This is a genomic window from Kocuria marina (genome assembly GCA_014652975.1).
In the GTDB taxonomy this organism is placed as follows: domain Bacteria; phylum Actinomycetota; class Actinomycetes; order Actinomycetales; family Micrococcaceae; genus Kocuria; species Kocuria marina.
Map to the genome: position 1 here is coordinate 109,410 of BMZV01000001.1, position 14,384 is coordinate 123,793.

Annotated in this window: 16 protein-coding genes; 5 read left to right on the top strand and 11 right to left on the bottom strand. The window is 65.0% G+C overall.

Going from position 1 to position 14,384, the window contains the following annotated elements; translation table 11 throughout:
- Nucleotides 1-12 precede the first annotated feature (12 nt).
- Complete coding sequence (locus IE157_RS00550) at nucleotides 13-762, top strand: succinate dehydrogenase/fumarate reductase iron-sulfur subunit (RefSeq protein WP_193518842.1); 750 nt, start codon at nucleotides 13-15, stop codon at nucleotides 760-762.
- Between the two features lie 86 nt (nucleotides 763-848).
- Here the strand turns inward: IE157_RS00550 and IE157_RS00555 are convergent, their stop codons facing one another.
- The 5 genes from IE157_RS00555 to IE157_RS00575 form a co-directional block, all read right to left on the bottom strand.
- The gene (locus IE157_RS00555; RefSeq protein ID WP_193518843.1) at nucleotides 849-2,279 is read right to left on the bottom strand and encodes an anion permease; all 1,431 of its coding nucleotides are present in this window, start codon (nucleotides 2,277-2,279) and stop codon (nucleotides 849-851) included.
- Nucleotides 2,280-2,446: 167 nt separating this feature from the next.
- Entirely contained in the window at nucleotides 2,447-2,980 is a 534-nt protein-coding gene (locus tag IE157_RS00560; protein ID WP_193518844.1) for a GNAT family N-acetyltransferase, read from the bottom strand.
- Between the two features lie 122 nt (nucleotides 2,981-3,102).
- Nucleotides 3,103-3,357 carry a Txe/YoeB family addiction module toxin gene (locus tag IE157_RS00565; protein ID WP_058955253.1) on the bottom strand — a complete coding sequence of 85 codons (255 nt, stop codon included), beginning with the start codon at nucleotides 3,355-3,357 and terminating at the stop codon, nucleotides 3,103-3,105.
- Nucleotides 3,358-3,636, bottom strand: coding sequence for a type II toxin-antitoxin system Phd/YefM family antitoxin (locus tag IE157_RS00570; protein WP_193518845.1), 279 nt, complete (start codon nucleotides 3,634-3,636; stop codon nucleotides 3,358-3,360).
- A gap of 148 nt (nucleotides 3,637-3,784) precedes the next feature.
- On the bottom strand, nucleotides 3,785-5,053 hold the full coding sequence (locus IE157_RS00575) for an ATP-binding protein (RefSeq protein ID WP_193518846.1): 1,269 nt from the start codon (nucleotides 5,051-5,053) through the stop codon (nucleotides 3,785-3,787).
- Nucleotides 5,054-5,492: 439 nt separating this feature from the next.
- Between IE157_RS00575 and IE157_RS00580 the strand changes: the two genes are divergently transcribed.
- Both IE157_RS00580 and IE157_RS00585 read left to right on the top strand, forming a co-directional pair.
- The gene (locus IE157_RS00580; protein WP_193518847.1) at nucleotides 5,493-6,257 is read left to right on the top strand and encodes a hypothetical protein; all 765 of its coding nucleotides are present in this window, start codon (nucleotides 5,493-5,495) and stop codon (nucleotides 6,255-6,257) included.
- A gap of 99 nt (nucleotides 6,258-6,356) precedes the next feature.
- Nucleotides 6,357-7,169 (top strand): restriction endonuclease, encoded by an 813-nt coding sequence (locus IE157_RS00585; RefSeq protein WP_193518848.1) that lies wholly within the window; start codon nucleotides 6,357-6,359, stop codon nucleotides 7,167-7,169.
- A gap of 169 nt (nucleotides 7,170-7,338) precedes the next feature.
- Here the strand turns inward: IE157_RS00585 and IE157_RS00590 are convergent, their stop codons facing one another.
- Nucleotides 7,339-8,013, bottom strand: a complete 675-nt coding sequence (locus tag IE157_RS00590) for a hypothetical protein (RefSeq protein WP_052209914.1) — start codon at nucleotides 8,011-8,013, stop codon at nucleotides 7,339-7,341.
- 316 nt (nucleotides 8,014-8,329) lie between these two features.
- Between IE157_RS00590 and IE157_RS00595 the strand changes: the two genes are divergently transcribed.
- Together IE157_RS00595 and IE157_RS00600 are read left to right on the top strand one after the other, a co-directional pair.
- On the top strand, nucleotides 8,330-8,893 hold the full coding sequence (locus tag IE157_RS00595; protein WP_022925102.1) for a DUF6932 family protein: 564 nt from the start codon (nucleotides 8,330-8,332) through the stop codon (nucleotides 8,891-8,893).
- On the top strand, nucleotides 8,883-9,836 hold the full coding sequence (locus IE157_RS00600) for a hypothetical protein (RefSeq protein WP_085107085.1): 954 nt from the start codon (nucleotides 8,883-8,885) through the stop codon (nucleotides 9,834-9,836). Before IE157_RS00595 ends, IE157_RS00600 begins: the two co-directional genes overlap by 11 nt.
- Nucleotides 9,837-9,857: 21 nt before the next feature.
- Here the strand turns inward: IE157_RS00600 and IE157_RS00605 are convergent, their stop codons facing one another.
- The 5 genes from IE157_RS00605 to ychF form a co-directional block, all read right to left on the bottom strand.
- Nucleotides 9,858-10,409 carry a hypothetical protein gene (locus IE157_RS00605; protein WP_012397802.1) on the bottom strand — a complete coding sequence of 184 codons (552 nt, stop codon included), beginning with the start codon at nucleotides 10,407-10,409 and terminating at the stop codon, nucleotides 9,858-9,860.
- 224 nt (nucleotides 10,410-10,633) lie between these two features.
- Entirely contained in the window at nucleotides 10,634-10,942 is a 309-nt protein-coding gene (locus IE157_RS00610) for a hypothetical protein (RefSeq protein ID WP_012397801.1), read from the bottom strand.
- Entirely contained in the window at nucleotides 10,939-12,852 is a 1,914-nt protein-coding gene (locus IE157_RS00615) for a heavy metal translocating P-type ATPase (protein ID WP_193518849.1), read from the bottom strand. The genes IE157_RS00610 and IE157_RS00615 overlap by 4 nt, the downstream gene beginning before the upstream one ends.
- On the bottom strand, nucleotides 12,849-13,208 hold the full coding sequence (gene cmtR, locus IE157_RS00620) for a Cd(II)/Pb(II)-sensing metalloregulatory transcriptional regulator CmtR (protein ID WP_012397799.1): 360 nt from the start codon (nucleotides 13,206-13,208) through the stop codon (nucleotides 12,849-12,851). Before cmtR ends, IE157_RS00615 begins: the two co-directional genes overlap by 4 nt.
- A 78-nt stretch (nucleotides 13,209-13,286) precedes the next feature.
- Nucleotides 13,287-14,372, bottom strand: coding sequence for a redox-regulated ATPase YchF (gene ychF / locus IE157_RS00625; protein ID WP_193518850.1), 1,086 nt, complete (start codon nucleotides 14,370-14,372; stop codon nucleotides 13,287-13,289).
- Nucleotides 14,373-14,384 lie beyond the last annotated feature (12 nt).

Here is a 14,384-nt window from a genome sequence, read left to right on the forward strand (position 1 = left end):
AGGACCATCCTCGTGAAACTCACGTTGAAAGTCTGGCGTCAGGAGTCCGGCGCCGAGAAAGGGCACTTCCAGGAGTACCTGCTGGAGGAGGTCGGACCCGAGTTCTCCCTCCTGGAGGCGCTCGACAAGCTCAACGACGACCTCGTTACCCGTGGCGAGGAGCCGATCGCGTTCGACTCGGACTGCCGCGAGGGCATCTGCGGGGCGTGCGGCGTGACCGTGGACGGCAGACCCCACGGCCCTCAGGAGAAGACGCCGTCCTGCCGGCAGCACCTCCGCTCCTTCGAGGATGGCGCCACCGTGCAGCTCGAACCGTTCCGCAGCGGCGCGTTCCCCGTGGTCAAGGACCTCGCGGTGGACCGCAGCGCGCTGGACCGGGTGATCGAAGCCGGTGGTTTCGTCTCCACCTCCGTGGGCAGCGCCCCGGACGCGGACGCCGTCCCGGTGTCCCACGAGTCAGCGGAGTGGGCGCTGGACCTGGCCGCGTGCATCGGCTGCGGTGCGTGCGTGGCGGCGTGCCCCAACGGTTCCGCCCAGCTGTTCGCCGGGTCCAAGACCATGCACCTGGCCACGCTGCCCTCCAGCCAGAAGGAGCGCAGCCGCCGAGCCAAGGGCATCACGCGTGCCGCCGAGGAGGAGTTCGGTCCGTGCTCGGTGTACGGCGAGTGCGCGGAGGTGTGCCCCGCGGGCATCCCGCTCACCGCGATCGCCGGGCTCAACCGGGAGAAGCTGCGGCAGGTGCTGCGCAACAAGGACGACTGACCCGCTCCCCCGTCGACAGACGACGACGCTCGGTGCCCCGGGGAGGGCACCGAGCGTGGTCGTGCGGGGAGGGTTCGCCGGGCGGGCTACATGGCGAGGTCGCCGAGGACCCACATCCAGCCCGTGCCCACCACGGTCCAGATGATGATGATGGCCACGGACATGATGAAGGCGACCTTGAACCACTCGGAGACCTTGACGTACCCGGAGCCGTAGACCACGCCGGACGGGCCGGACGCGTAGTGGCTGATGGCGCCGAAGAGGTTGCCGATGTAGCCGAGGGCGAGGGCCGCGAACATCGGCGGGGCACCCGCGGTGATGGCCGCACCCAGGAAGACGCCGTACATCGCGACGATCTGCGCGGTGTTCGAGGCGAACATGTAGTGCGCGTAGAAGTACACGAGCGCGAGGATGGCGAAGGCGACCGGCCAGGACATGCCGCCGACGGCACCGGAGACCACCGAGCCGATCCAGGTGATGACTCCCAGGTTGTTCAGGTTCTCCGCCATGCCCACCAGGACCGCGAAGAAGATCAGGGTGTTCCAGGCGGAGCCGTTCTTGGCCATGTCGTTCCAGGTGAGCACCTTGGTCACCAGCAGCACCGCAATGCCGACGAAGGCCGCCGTGGTGGCGTTGACGCCAATGGCCGTGCCGAAGACCCACAGCAGCAGGAGCAGTACGAACGTGGCCGCCATGATGATCTCACCGCGGGTCATGGACCCCATCTTCTGCAGCTCGCTGTGCGCCATGGTAGGTGCTTCCGGCGTGCTCTTCAGCGTGGGCGGGTAGACCTTCATGAGCAGCCACGGGACCACCGCCAGGCTCACGAGGCCGGGGATCAGGGCGGCCAGGGCCCACTGGCCCCAGGAGATGTGCACGCCGAGCTTCTCGGCGGAGGCCACGGCCAGCGGGTTGCCGGCCATGGCGGTGATGAACATGGCGCTGGTGATCACGTTGACGTGGGCGGCGGTGAACGTGAGGTAGGAGCCGAGCTTCCTGCGGGACTCGTCGGTGTCTGGGGTGGAGCCCTGTACCTCCGCGACGGAGCGGACGATCGGGTAGATCACACCACCCGCGCGGGCCGTGTTGGACGGGGTGGCCGGTGCGAGCAGGAGGTCCGTGACGGCCATGCCGTAGGCGATGCCGAGGGGCGACTTGCCGAGGACCCTGAGGAACATCAGGGCCACGCGGCGCCCCAGCCCGGTGAGCAAGAAGCCGTCCGCGATGAAGAACGCCGCGACGATAAGCAGCACGGCGGAGTTGGAGAAGCCGCTCAGTGCCTCCCCGCTCTTCACGTCCATGGCGCCGGTGATCATGGCCGTGGCTAGACCGATCAGCGCCACCGACGGGGTGGGCAGAGGCTGCAGGATGAGCCCCAGGATGGTGGCAACGAAGATGCCGAGCATGTGCATGCCGCGGGGGTCCACGCCCTCAGGTGCCGGGATGAAGAAGATCACCGCGCCCACCAGCACCATCAGTCCGAACTTCCAGAGCATCGAGACGGTGCCCCGGCTCATGGTTCTGGATTCGTGGGTGGAATCAACCTGATGGCCGGACATTTCTGCCTCCGAGTGTCGCTCCGGTATGAGACTCTTCTCCCCTCAATTTTAGGCCCGTGGCCAGCGAAAATACGGCTCCCTGGTCATGTGGAGGCGACCGGTCTGGTGATTCCCGTCACCGTTCATTAGGTGACTATGGTCACCGGGTCAAAGGTCGGGTGCGGGTCTGATTTCAGCCGACCGTAGATGTCGGCGTGGAGATGTTTTCCGTCCACCAAGAATTTCTGACGCTGGGTTCCTTCCTTGACGAAACCGACTCTCCTCGCGACGACGCCGGAGGCCGGGTTGTTGACGCGGTGGCCGAGTTCGAGACGCTCCAGTCCGCGCTCCGCGAGGGCCCACTCGGCGACCGTTGCCGCCGCTCGGCTCATGACTCCCCTGCCGCGCGCTCGGTCGGTCATCCAGTACCAGAACCAGCCGCTCCTGTTGTCCTCGTCCACCGTGACGCAGACGAGGCCGATCAGTGCGTCGGACTCGACGACGGCCCAGGGCTCGTGGGGCGAGTCCGGGCTCACGAGGCGGGCGACGTGCGCCGAGGCCTCCTCGGCCGTGGTGACCACGCCTTGACGGGCCATGTCGGGGTTGGAGGCGAAAGCCTGGTGAACAGCAGGGGCGTCCGCCTGTCGCAATCTGCGAAGGAACAGGGCTTCATCGGGCACGGCAACATTCCTCACCAGTCAATGGTCGGACAAGCCTCGCGGACATACCAGAGATGCGCCTTAGACGTCGGCAGCAAAGTCACCTGGCACATCTGATCCGAATAACGGCAGTTCAGCCCGGCTCAGTAGTGGTATCGAGCCTGCAAGATCACGAGATCCTCACCAGCCACGAGGTAGACGAGCCGGTGCTCCTCGTTGATGCGGCGCGACCACGAGCCCTGCGCCCCGTACTTCAGCTGCTCGGGCTTTCCAATGCCCTCGAACGGCTCGCGCAGGCAGGCATCGATGAGCAGGTTGATCCGCTTGAGGATTCTCCGGTCGGCGGTCTGCCAGTACGTGTAGTCCTCCCAGGCGGCCTCGTCCCAGACCAGCCGCATTCAGACATCCCGAGCCTGGCTGGACGGCTCGTCTGAACAGTCGAGCTCGTGGACCTGGGTCTTCCCGGCACGGGCACGATCGTAGGCGTCGAGAAGCCTGCGGGCGTTCGACGGCGACCGGAACAGGTAGGCGGTCTCCTGCCACGCCGCGTACTCGTCGGCGGGCATGAGCACCGCGTTGCCCTTCCGAGAGACGATCTCGATGGCTTCTTGGTCCTCGTTCACGCGCTCGATGAGCGGGAAGAGAGTCTTGCGGGCCTCGCTTGCGCTGATGGACATGGAGTACCTTCCCTACGTTGACTGGTACCCGTTTATGGTACCAGTCAACCTCCTGGCGTGGTCCGCATGACGACGATCAGGCATGGGCTTCCTTCACTGGGGACGTTGCCGACGCCCTCAGACAATACGGCTCAGGCTGCTTCGTTCCTCAGGGGCCAAACAGGGCCAGGGGCACCACGGCGATACCGTCCCGCCGCCGATAGGCGATCGGACCCGTCGTGATGATCAGACCATCCACAAAACGTGATCCCAGCTGGTCGCGCAACCAGCGCAGGTGCTTGCCATCGGAGTCGCTGACAGCTGCCGCGAGTTTTACCTCAATGCCGACGACTCCGCCGTCGGCCCGCACGACCACAAGGTCCACCTCGTGGTCGCCGTTGCGCGTCCGCAGGTGTGCAATGTCGACCTCCGCGGCCTGGGCAGCGACACGGACGCACAATGTCACCAACGATTCGAAGAGCATCCCCAGCATGGAACCCGCCTGGGGACGAAGTGGCTCCCCTTTGCCGCCCAGCAGTGCGTCGGCGCCCAGGCCGAGGAGGCGAGCCGCTAGAGCAGGATCGGCCAGGTGGTGCTTCGGAGCCTGCCCGAGGCGAGTCATCGGACTGCCGACCGGGCTCCAGGCCGGCACAGGGTCGAGAAGCCACAAGGAGGCCAGCACCTGGCGGTAGGACTCGGCGGTCGCCCGTGCCGGCTTCTCACTGTGACCAGGGGTCGCCGCGTCCAGGATCTGGGAGTAGCTCGCCGTCGTCGAACTCGCGGAAGCGTAGGCGCGCAACCAGGCCATCATGGCTTCCGGTCGGCGGACGGCCAGGCCCTGTTCCGGCACGTCACGCTCCACCGCGTTGCGCAAGTAGGAATCGAGCTGGAAGCCCCGGGCGCGGGCGCTCAGGCCGCGCATCCCCGGGAAACCCGACGCAACGATCTCCTCCACGTATTCGGGCAGCCCCATCGTTGACTCGCCCTGGATGGAGTCACGTCCGGCCAGAACAGCGGCGAGGCTCACGGTTGGTGTTTCCAGACCACGCTCGGCGAGCGTCATCGGACGCATGCGCAGGCGACCGATCCGGCCGGCTCCCGAGTGCTGCACGGTTCCGTCCTGGGGACTCGCACTGCCGGTCAACAGGAACTGCCCGCCCACGGCGTCCTCATCCACGGCGCGGCGAACAACGTCCCACACCTCTGGCATCTTCTGCCATTCATCGATGAGGAGCGGACGCGGGCGGCGGAGAATGATCTGCGGATCCGCTGCGACAGGCTCCCGAACGGCTTTGGAGTCCAGCTTCACCAGCCCAGCCGCCCGTTGTTCCGCCGTCGTGGTCTTTCCTACGGCCTTGGGGCCGTCCAGCGCGAGGGCCGCCACCTCGCCAAAGAGATCATCCAGCTCGAGGTCCACGACGCGACGGGTGTACGACATGGCTTAATCATACCGTTAGCAGGTGTCGCACTAGACAAAACGCATGGCCTGAACTCAACAGCACGCCGCCAGGTTGGCATTGAACTGGCCACCTTGACGGACATCGCGCTCTGATCCGCCGGGGGCGAGGCTCACACACCCGTCGTTCGAGCAATTCAAACCCAGGCTCCGCTGCTCCGACATCACTCGCCCGGCCAAGGACGGGGCAAGCCCCGCAACGCTCCAGCGGGGGACAGTCCTCACGCTGGAACGGAAGTCGCTTACGCTCCAAAGACAGTTCAGCTCACACGTTGAACCTGAACTCCACCACGTTCCGTAGCCGAGTAACCTTTGGTCACAGCGACTCGCGCAGCGGCAAAGGCACCCCGCTCATGGAGCGCCATCATGCGCCCCTTCTGGATAGGAGGGCGACCAGAGGGGCACGAGGAGGACCGAGGGAATGGCATCGAGCCCGCCGCCGGGACTGCACCCGGCGTTGTCGACGCACCAGGGGTTCGCGCTGCTGGAGGAGGCCGGGGCAGTGCGCAACCTCCTGCGCGACTCCGTGGAGGCAATCCGAACCCTTCGCTTTGTCTCGCTGCACGGCGATGGCGTGTTTGTGCTGGGCAGCATCGGCGTGGAGAAGGCCATGAAGGTCATGCTCGGCTGCAACGAGATCGAGGCTTCGGGCTCCTGGCCCTCCAAGGCGACCTTGAGGTACGACTGGGGCCATGACATCCAGAAGATGAGTCAGCTGCTCAACACGGCGATTGAACTGCTCAACACGGCGATTGAACGCGGCCAGGCGCGATCCACCCACACCGGGTATGCCGAGACTCTCGCTGATCGGATCAGCGGGAGCACCACACTCCCGCTTCTCTTCGCGACGTTCGCTCGGTACGGGAAGTCGGGGCGCTTCCACCACCTAGGCATCCTCGCGACCAACGAGCCTGGCTCGGATGAGTCGCCATCTGAGTACTGGGAGCGAGTCGAGTTCCACGTTAGGAGCACAGAGCCCGAGCTCGCCGAAGTCCCCTACGGAGACAACCAAGCGCTGGACGAGTACGAGGTCCGACTTCGGGACCGCATCGCGGACGAGCTGGAGGCCTGGTGGTACTGCGTCTACCGCCTCGGCGTCCAGGGCTGCTTCAGCGACCTGGGCAGGAAGATCGGCTGGGAGATTTGGGAGCCAGGGCGTCCCGAACCGCCGATCGTGAGGAACTAGCCCAACGTCACGTCCACCGGGTAATCGCAGACGACTGCCAGTAGCAAGCCGAGTCGACGTCGGGCTTCCCTCGCGTGTGGCGCTTCATATACTGGCCGTATGGAAAAGGTGCCCGAGCATCCACTCGACGATGATGCGATGGCCGTCGCCGAGTCCGAGCACGACTTCACCCTCGGCTCCCTCGACTTCGAAGCACTATCGCCCACGGACTTCGAAGAGTTCTGCTTCGACCTCTTGGCCGAGAGTGGCTTTTCCAATGTGGATTGGAGAAAGGGGACCCCGCTCGCTGCGTCGCCGTCCGACCGTGGTCGAGATATCGTCGCCCGCCGGTCTATGAGGGACGTTGACGGGCACGAGTACGAGGAGCGCTGGTTCGTCGATTGCAAGCACTACAAGCGCGGCGTTCCTCCGGAAGCGCTTCAGGGGGCAATCGCCTGGGCCAGCGCTGAGCGCCCGTCAGCGCTCCTCTTCATTGCATCCGGCTATCTAACCAACGGGGCTAAGGATTGGATCGCGGACTATCAACGCTCCAACAATCCGCCCTTCAGGATCCGCATCTGGGAGAAGCCACAGCTCCTTCGGCTCGTTGAGCAGAATCTAGATCTAGCGTTCAAGCACGATGTTGGGACAAGCACGCTGCGACGGGTGTCAGAGATCCTAGAGGTTGAGTCAGCGCTCATGGATCGACTCTGGTACGGACGTAAACCGGCGGACGAGGACGTGGATCTCTACGATTGGCCCGATGACATCAAGGCTGGAGTGCTCGCAGCAAAGCGCCGAGTCGAGGAACAATACGGCGTGGAAGAGCTGGCGAAGGATGTGGAGTCGGACTGGGCATGGGGCTACCTCTCAGGGCGGATCTCCGCTATTCGCTGGGTGCTGGGGGATGCCTGGCACAACCTTAATAGCTGACGGATCAAGACACGCATGGAGTCTCTGGCTGCGAGATAGCATTTTGAATGCTCCACCATGCACCCAGTTGCCCGCCCCTTCACCCCGATGAGATGACCACTACGTCACGACCCCCAGCCCAAGAGCGCGACCCCATACAGGGTCTCGACGTATTCACTGGGTCCAATCCTCAAACACGCTCTTTGCGGGTTGAGAGCCAAGCTGAGACCTCTTCCCTAAACGGCCTAAGGCGCCTGTAAGCATCGCGCGCAAACTCAATCTGCCAATCAAAATCCTCTTGACGGAGTTCCGCATGGATGTGAATGTAGTTGCGAGCCGTGTAGTAGCCTGCGATCTCATGACCGAGGCCATCACTAATCATGCCTAGCGTCACGGCGGCAGCAACCTTGCTGTCGAATCGAATCTTCGACTCCTGGGTGCGGCGCGTTGCATACACGGCACCAATGACATCCGTAGCATCAGCCTGAGGAAGTTTGCGAATTCGATCCATAATATGTCCCGGGAGCTCCCGCTTCACGAGCGCGCGGTATTCAGGTAAGGCCTTAACGACAGGCTCGCCAGACGCCTCAACGAAGAGAAGGTAGTGAATTGCGGCTTCATAAATCGATGCGTACTGTTGAACCTGCAATTGAACCTGAGCTTGAATCGCCCATGGCTCGTCGACCCGAAGGCCTTCCCAGAGTTTATACAAATACCTGGCCGCGTAAAACTCCTGCCCGAGCCTTTTGCGAAGCTCGAGGTCACCGATGAAGTTAAAATAGTCGACATGCCATGCCAGGTCACCCGGCAAGTCCTTTCGAGCATACTCCACCGCCTGTGAGCGAATACCCTCTGGAAGCGGCACGGGGTCTCCTTAACTATTCGCGCAGAGTAGAATTGACGAGAGTTAAAGTATCTAATTCGATCGATGCAGTAACTCCGCTACGCCTCCGCCTCTGGCATAGAGCCTACACATTGAAGCGGAACTCCACCGCATTCCGGCACATACCAACCTGTGGTTGCGTGTCTGGCTGGCATCGCCTCGGCACCCACCTCGCCCCTTCCGGAGACGCAGAAGGTGGGGCAGCGGGGGCACGCGACCCGATCTCGCGTCCGCCTCTGTCGGCAGCCCCTGATAGGACATAATGACAGGTGACTGCGACCCACAGGGAGGTGACTTGGTGCTGCCTGCACTTGACGAGCAGACGGGCCTGCTTCCGCTGGGCCGATTCGGCGCGTCGTTGGAAGAGATCAAATCCCACTACGTTGACGATCCCCGGTTCGCGAAGTCGGCGACCCGCGCCGAGATCTGGCAGCACTTCGAGTCCGCTACCGACGGCATCCGCTCTGTCGTCCCCGTGGTGTGCGTATGGGTGGGTGGCAGCTTCCTTACCGACAAGATCGATCCTGACGACATCGACCTCGTCTACTGGGGCGAAGACGTGCTCGTTGACCAGGTGACCGACCCCAAGGATCGGTACATCCTGCAGATGTTCGGGATGAACCAGGTCCGGCCAGCGACGGGCCTGCGCGTTGATACTCGATACTGTCTATGGCACGTGTTCCCCGAGGCGGACCGCGCCCACTCAGTCGAGCACCAGTCATATGCGTTGAATCGTGGCTACTGGGATGACTTCTGGATGCGCAAGCGCAACGGCGCGAAGGAAGATCCTCCGCAACGGCCGGATGCCCTACCGCAGCGCGGCTACTTCGAAGTGACTCTGGACGGTTTCCATGGCGTTTGACTGGGAGCAGTTCAAGGCCAACGTCCAAGGCGAAGCTGAGTGGCAGGACGCAGATGATCTTGCGCGCATGAGCATCGAGACTCTGCGCGCTGAGCACGGCTTGCTGCGGCGCGACGCTTCTTCAGGGTCTCTGCGCCTGACTGGGCCAGGAATCACGATCCACTCGGGAGCAATCGACGGGATTGCTGACACGCTTCGCAATTTTCAGCGCCTGGTGCTTGCGACAGGCCTCGCGGTGAAGGGGCACAAGTCGTTGCGTGGGCAACCGCCCGCCGACGTCGTCTCGAAGACCCGACTGAACCTCAATGGTTCACCACTGCCGGGAAGCCTCATCCTGCAGATCGTGCCGACGACTTCGCCAGCGGACGAGATCTCACCCGATGGCCAAGTCGGGCTGTTCGGAGACGACAATGCAGAGCCCCAGTTGATCGACACCGCCATGAAGCGAGCACTGGGACTGCTCGAGGACGGACGTCGTCTCGGCCCAGATGCCGACACCAGTGACTTCTTGGCGCGCATCCGCGAGTACGGACCGCGCGTCGCCACGACGTTGCGCGACTTCTCGACAGGTCTGGTGAAATCAGGGTTCGAGCCTGATCTCACTTGGTCCCAGCCTCGCCAGGCGCGCCTGCGCACGCGCCTCTCCACGGCTGAACTCGCTCACATTGGAGAGCTCATCGCTTCTCGGGAACTCGAGCTCGAGCCGACCACCATCCGCGGCATCTTGCGGACTGTCAGCGAGATCAGCGCTTGGCAGCTGGAGATCGAGGACGGCGAGATCGTCAAGATCGACGCGAAGAAGATCCCTGCGGCGAACACTGCAACGCTGCGCACCGGCATGTCAGTTTCAGTCGATGTGTCAGTCACGGAAGAAACCGGCCCTGCCGGCGAAGTTAAGCCCGAGTACACGGCGACGTCGTTCACAGTGCTGAGCAACCCGTAAGGCCGAGTCGTTACACCACATCTAGTCCAACGGCTGGATCCGGAGGTTGGTCCGCGGCGGCAAATCCCAGCCGTGACGCGCATGAATTTCCCTAACCAACTCTTCCGCGTTGACCTGGAGCTTGGCAAGTGCAGCCGCGTCGTGGCCGACTGATCGTAAATGGCGCAGGTTGCTGCTCAGCGCGTGCGCCCAACTCATCAGCGGGTCGAGGTTCGCCACCCGCCGCTCAACGGTGTCGCCGGGCTTGGCGGCCTCCATCACCTGGCGGCCGATGGTCGCGCCCAGCGTGCGCTCGGCCTCCAGCCACGAGTCGATACCATCCCAGCCGTCGAGCTGGTCGACGAGCGCGATCGACGTGATGCGCAGGTTGGCGAGCCGCTCCCCCACCGGCTCGGCCGTCGGATCGAACCCGATTAGGCGCTGCACGGCTTCCTGCACCGCGAACCAGCGTGCGTCCTCGGCCGCCTTGCGCGACTCGGCGAGTGCCTCGTTCGCGCGCTTGTTCGCTTGGTAAGTGCCGACGCCGGCGATCAGCAGCGACAGGGCCGAGATCACCAGCGCGAGGACATCCATGGCTCGATCCTGCCACTACAAGAAGCAGTTCCTGAAGCACTTCCGGCTATTGCTTGCCCGAGGCGCGTCAGCCGACTAACCCGCGCTCACTACGATGCTCCGCGCGGCGACCAATCCCTACAGCGCGAATCTCCACTCCACCGATTTCCGGTACATACCACCCTCTTGAGGTGTGCAGTGAAGCGCTCGGCCCCGCGTCCGGGACCGACAGCTTGCGTTCGACGTCAACGATAGGTCTCGTGCAACGCCTCCTCGATCTGAGACGGAGTCGGTGCACCGGCGTACCCGCGCTCAGTCGCGTAGACCCGGCACGCGAGCGAGCGAACCGGTTGCGTCGGAAACAGGTCGACGCCGTCGACGAGGATCGTGGGCGAGCCTCCGAATCGGGTGTTCGCCGCTTCGGTCTCGGTGTGGATCGTTACCAGCTCGATGGGCACTTCCGCGAGCTCGGCGGCATCCAGCGCGGCGCGCGCGTTTGCTTCGGCGATGGCCGTGTTCGGGCAGTCGACGATGTGCAGCAGTTCGACCTTCATACGATCTGCTCCTTCCGGGTCCGGGCCGCGCGCAAGCCATTGAGGATCACGATGACCTCCGCGATCTCGTGCACGAGCACCACGGCAGCGAGTCCCAGGACGCCGAAGAGGGCGAGCGGGAGCAGGGCGATGATGATCAGCAGCGACAGGATGATGTTCTGGTTGATGATGTGCCGTCCGCGCCGGGCATGGTCGAACGCGCGCAGCAGAGGCCGCAGGTCGTGCCCGGTGCACGCGACATCGGCCGACTCGATCGCGGCATCCGACCCGGTCGCGCCCTTCGCGATCCCGATGTCCGCGGCGGCGAGGGCGGGGGCGTCGTTGATGCCGTCGCCGATCATCGCCACCGAACCATGCTGGCCGAGCTCAGCGATCGCAGCGGCCTTGTCCTCGGGGCGCAGCTCGGCGCGCACGTCCTCGATCCCGGCCTGCGCCGCGAGAGCGCGGGCGGTGCGGGCGTTGTCGCCGGTGAGCATCGTGACCCCGATGCACTGCGCGGCGAGCGTGCGGACGACCTCCGGGACCTCCAGGCGCAACTCGTCGCGGACGCCGATCGCAGCGACCGGCTCGCCGTCGCGGTGCACGATGACGACCGTCATGCCCTGCTCCTCCAGCCCTGCGACCCGGTCGCCGAGCGTCCCGGCGTCCAGCCAGCGGGGGCTGCCGACTGTGATCCGCGCGCCGTCGAGCTTGCCCTCGATGCCGTGCCCGGTTTGCTCGGTCACGTCCTCGGCTACTGAGGCCCCCGGCGCGGCGGCAGTGATCGCGGCCGCGAGCGGGTGGGTGCTGTGTTGCTCCAGCGCGGCCGCCCACGCCAGCGCCTGCGCCTCGGTGGTCCCGTCGGCGGTGAGAACGGCGGTGACGACGGGCTCGTTTCGGGTGAGGGTGCCGGTCTTGTCGACGGCGACGTGGCGGATCACGCCGAAGCGCTCGAACGCGGCACCGGACTTGATGATCACGCCGAACTTGCTCGCCGAGCCGATCGCGGCGACCACGGTCAGCGGCACGGAGATCGCCAGCGCGCACGGCGACGCCGCCACGAGGACGACCAGGGCGCGAGTGACCCACAGCTCGGGGTCGCCGAACAGCGAACCGATCAGCGCCACCAGGACGGCGAGGACGAGCACACCAGGGACGAGGGGTCGGGCGATGCGGTCGGCGAGGCGGGCGCGGTCTCCCTTCTCGGCCTGCGCCTGCTCAACGAGCTCCACGATCGTGGTCAGCGAGTTGTCGGTGCCCGCCGCGGTCGTCTCGACTTCCAGCGCGCCGGCGGAGTTGATTGCACCGGCCGAGACTGCATCTCCCAGCTCGACCTCGACCGGGATCGACTCTCCAGTGATCGCAGACGTATCCAAACTCGAACGACCCGTGACCACGACGCCGTCGGTCGCGATCCGTTCGCCCGGCCGCACCAGCATCAGCTGGCCCACCTGGAGGTCTTTCGCGGCGACCTCGACCGACGCGCCGTCGCGGCGGATGGTCGCTGTCTCAGGGACGAGCTTGAGCAGCGCCCGGAGCCCGCCGCGGGCGCGGTCCATCGCCTTGTCCTCCAGCGCCTCAGCGATCGAGTACAGGAACGCCAGGGCCGCGGCCTCCTCGACGTAGCCGAGGATCACCGCGCCAATGGCGCTGATCGTCATCAGCAGGCTGATGCCGAGCTTGCGCTTGAACAGTTTGCGGATCGCGCCCGGGGTGAACGTCGACGCTCCCAGCAGCAGACCGAGCCAGAACAGCACCAGCGCCAGGATCTCGAGCCCGGACCACTCCAGGACGAGACCGGTCAGGAAAGCGACGCCGGAGAGGACCGGGACCATGATCCCGCGGTCCCGCCACCAGGGTCGCTCCTGCACCTCCTCAACTGCTTCGCCGACCGTGGTCTCGGGCTCGTCGCAGCCGCACGCCGCGCTCATGCGCCTGCCCCCGTCCCGCAGCAGCCCGGCACCGGGCACTGGTCATCAACGCATGGCGCGTGCTCGTCGACGGCCAGCGTCACATCCACGAGCGCCGTGAGCGCCGCAGCGAGGTGCGGGTCGGCGATCTCGTAGCGCGTCTGCCGTCCCTCGGGCTCGGCGGCCACGATGCCACAGTCGCGCAGACAGGTCAGGTGGTTCGACACGTTCGACCGGGTCAGCTCCAGCTCGCGCGACAGCACCGCCGGATAGCTCGGGCCGTCGAGCAGGGTCATCAGGATCCGGGATCGCGTCGGGTCCGCCATGGCTCGGCCGAGCCGGTGCATGACGTCGAGGCGTGAAGCAATGGTCAGCATGCACTGAACTATACAGTGACTGCTGACCTATTTTGGTCATCGCATCGGCAGCTCAGACCACTCAATCGACGCCAGAGGTTATACGGCGAAACGAAATTCCACCACATCCCCATCCTGCATCACGTACTCCTTACCCTCCATGCGCACCTTGCCCGCGGCCTTCGCGTCGGCCATGGACCCGGCGGCCATGAGGTCGTCGTAGGAGACGATCTCCGCCTTGATGAAGCCTCGCTCGAAGTCCGAGTGGATCACCCCGGCGGCCTTGGGGGCGGTGTCGCCCTGGTTGATGGTCCACGCGCGGGCCTCCTTGGGGCCGGCGGTGAGGTAGGTCTGGAGGCCCAGCGTGGAGAAGCCCACGCGGGCCAGCTTGTCCAGGCCGGACTCGTCCTGGCCCTCCATCTCCAGCATCTCGCGGGCCTCCTCCTCGGAGAGCTCCACCAGATCCGCCTCGAGCTTCGCGTCCAGGAACACGCACTGCGCGGGCGCCACCAGCGCCTCCAGCTCAGCCTGACGCTCGGGTGAGGACAGCACGCCCTCGTCCGCGTTGAATACGTAGATGAACGGCTTGGCGGTGAGCAGGTTCAGCTCGCGCAGGTTGTCAGTGTCCAGCTTCTCCGGCCCGGCGGCCTCGAAGATCGTGCGGCCCTCCGCCAGCACCTTCTCCGCGGCCTGGTACGCCGCGAGTTGCTCGGGCGAGCCCTTCTTGATCTTGACCTGCTTCTCGAGCTTGGGAATGGCGTTCTCGAGGGTCTGCAGATCGGCCAGAATCAGCTCGGTGTTGATAGTCTCCATGTCGGAGGCGGGATCGATCTTCCCGTCCACGTGCACCACGTCCGGATCGTCGAACACACGGATGACCTGGGCAATCGCGTGCGCCTCACGAATGTTGGCCAGGAACTGGTTGCCCAGCCCCTCCCCCTCGGACGCGCCCTTCACGATGCCCGCGATGTCCACGAAAGACACCGTGGCCGGCACGATCTTCTGCGAACCGAACATCTCCGCGAGCCTGTCCAGCCGCTCGTCCGGCAGGTTCACCACACCCACGTTGGGCTCGATGGTCGCGAACGGGTAGTTCGCGGCGAGCACCGTGTTGCGCGTGAGCGCGTTGAACAGGGTTGATTTTCCGACGTTCGGCAGACCGACGATTCCGATAGTAAGAGCCACGGCAGACCAGTC

What these genes read in the sequence shown, in the direction of transcription:
- IE157_RS00555 (WP_193518843.1), bottom strand. Translation starts at nt 2,279, where the DNA reads ATGAGCCGGGGCACCGTCTCGATGCTCTGGAAGTTCGGACTGATGGTG.
- IE157_RS00565 (WP_058955253.1), bottom strand. Translation starts at nt 3,357, where the DNA reads ATGCGGCTGGTCTGGGACGAGGCCGCCTGGGAGGACTACACGTACTGG.
- IE157_RS00570 (WP_193518845.1), bottom strand. Translation starts at nt 3,636, where the DNA reads ATGTCCATCAGCGCAAGCGAGGCCCGCAAGACTCTCTTCCCGCTCATC.
- IE157_RS00575 (WP_193518846.1), bottom strand. Translation starts at nt 5,053, where the DNA reads ATGTCGTACACCCGTCGCGTCGTGGACCTCGAGCTGGATGATCTCTTT.
- IE157_RS00580 (WP_193518847.1), top strand. Translation starts at nt 5,493, where the DNA reads ATGGCATCGAGCCCGCCGCCGGGACTGCACCCGGCGTTGTCGACGCAC.
- IE157_RS00585 (WP_193518848.1), top strand. Translation starts at nt 6,357, where the DNA reads ATGGAAAAGGTGCCCGAGCATCCACTCGACGATGATGCGATGGCCGTC.
- IE157_RS00600 (WP_085107085.1), top strand. Translation starts at nt 8,883, where the DNA reads ATGGCGTTTGACTGGGAGCAGTTCAAGGCCAACGTCCAAGGCGAAGCT.
- IE157_RS00605 (WP_012397802.1), bottom strand. Translation starts at nt 10,409, where the DNA reads ATGGATGTCCTCGCGCTGGTGATCTCGGCCCTGTCGCTGCTGATCGCC.
- IE157_RS00610 (WP_012397801.1), bottom strand. Translation starts at nt 10,942, where the DNA reads ATGAAGGTCGAACTGCTGCACATCGTCGACTGCCCGAACACGGCCATC.
- IE157_RS00615 (WP_193518849.1), bottom strand. Translation starts at nt 12,852, where the DNA reads ATGAGCGCGGCGTGCGGCTGCGACGAGCCCGAGACCACGGTCGGCGAA.
- cmtR (WP_012397799.1), bottom strand. Translation starts at nt 13,208, where the DNA reads ATGCTGACCATTGCTTCACGCCTCGACGTCATGCACCGGCTCGGCCGA.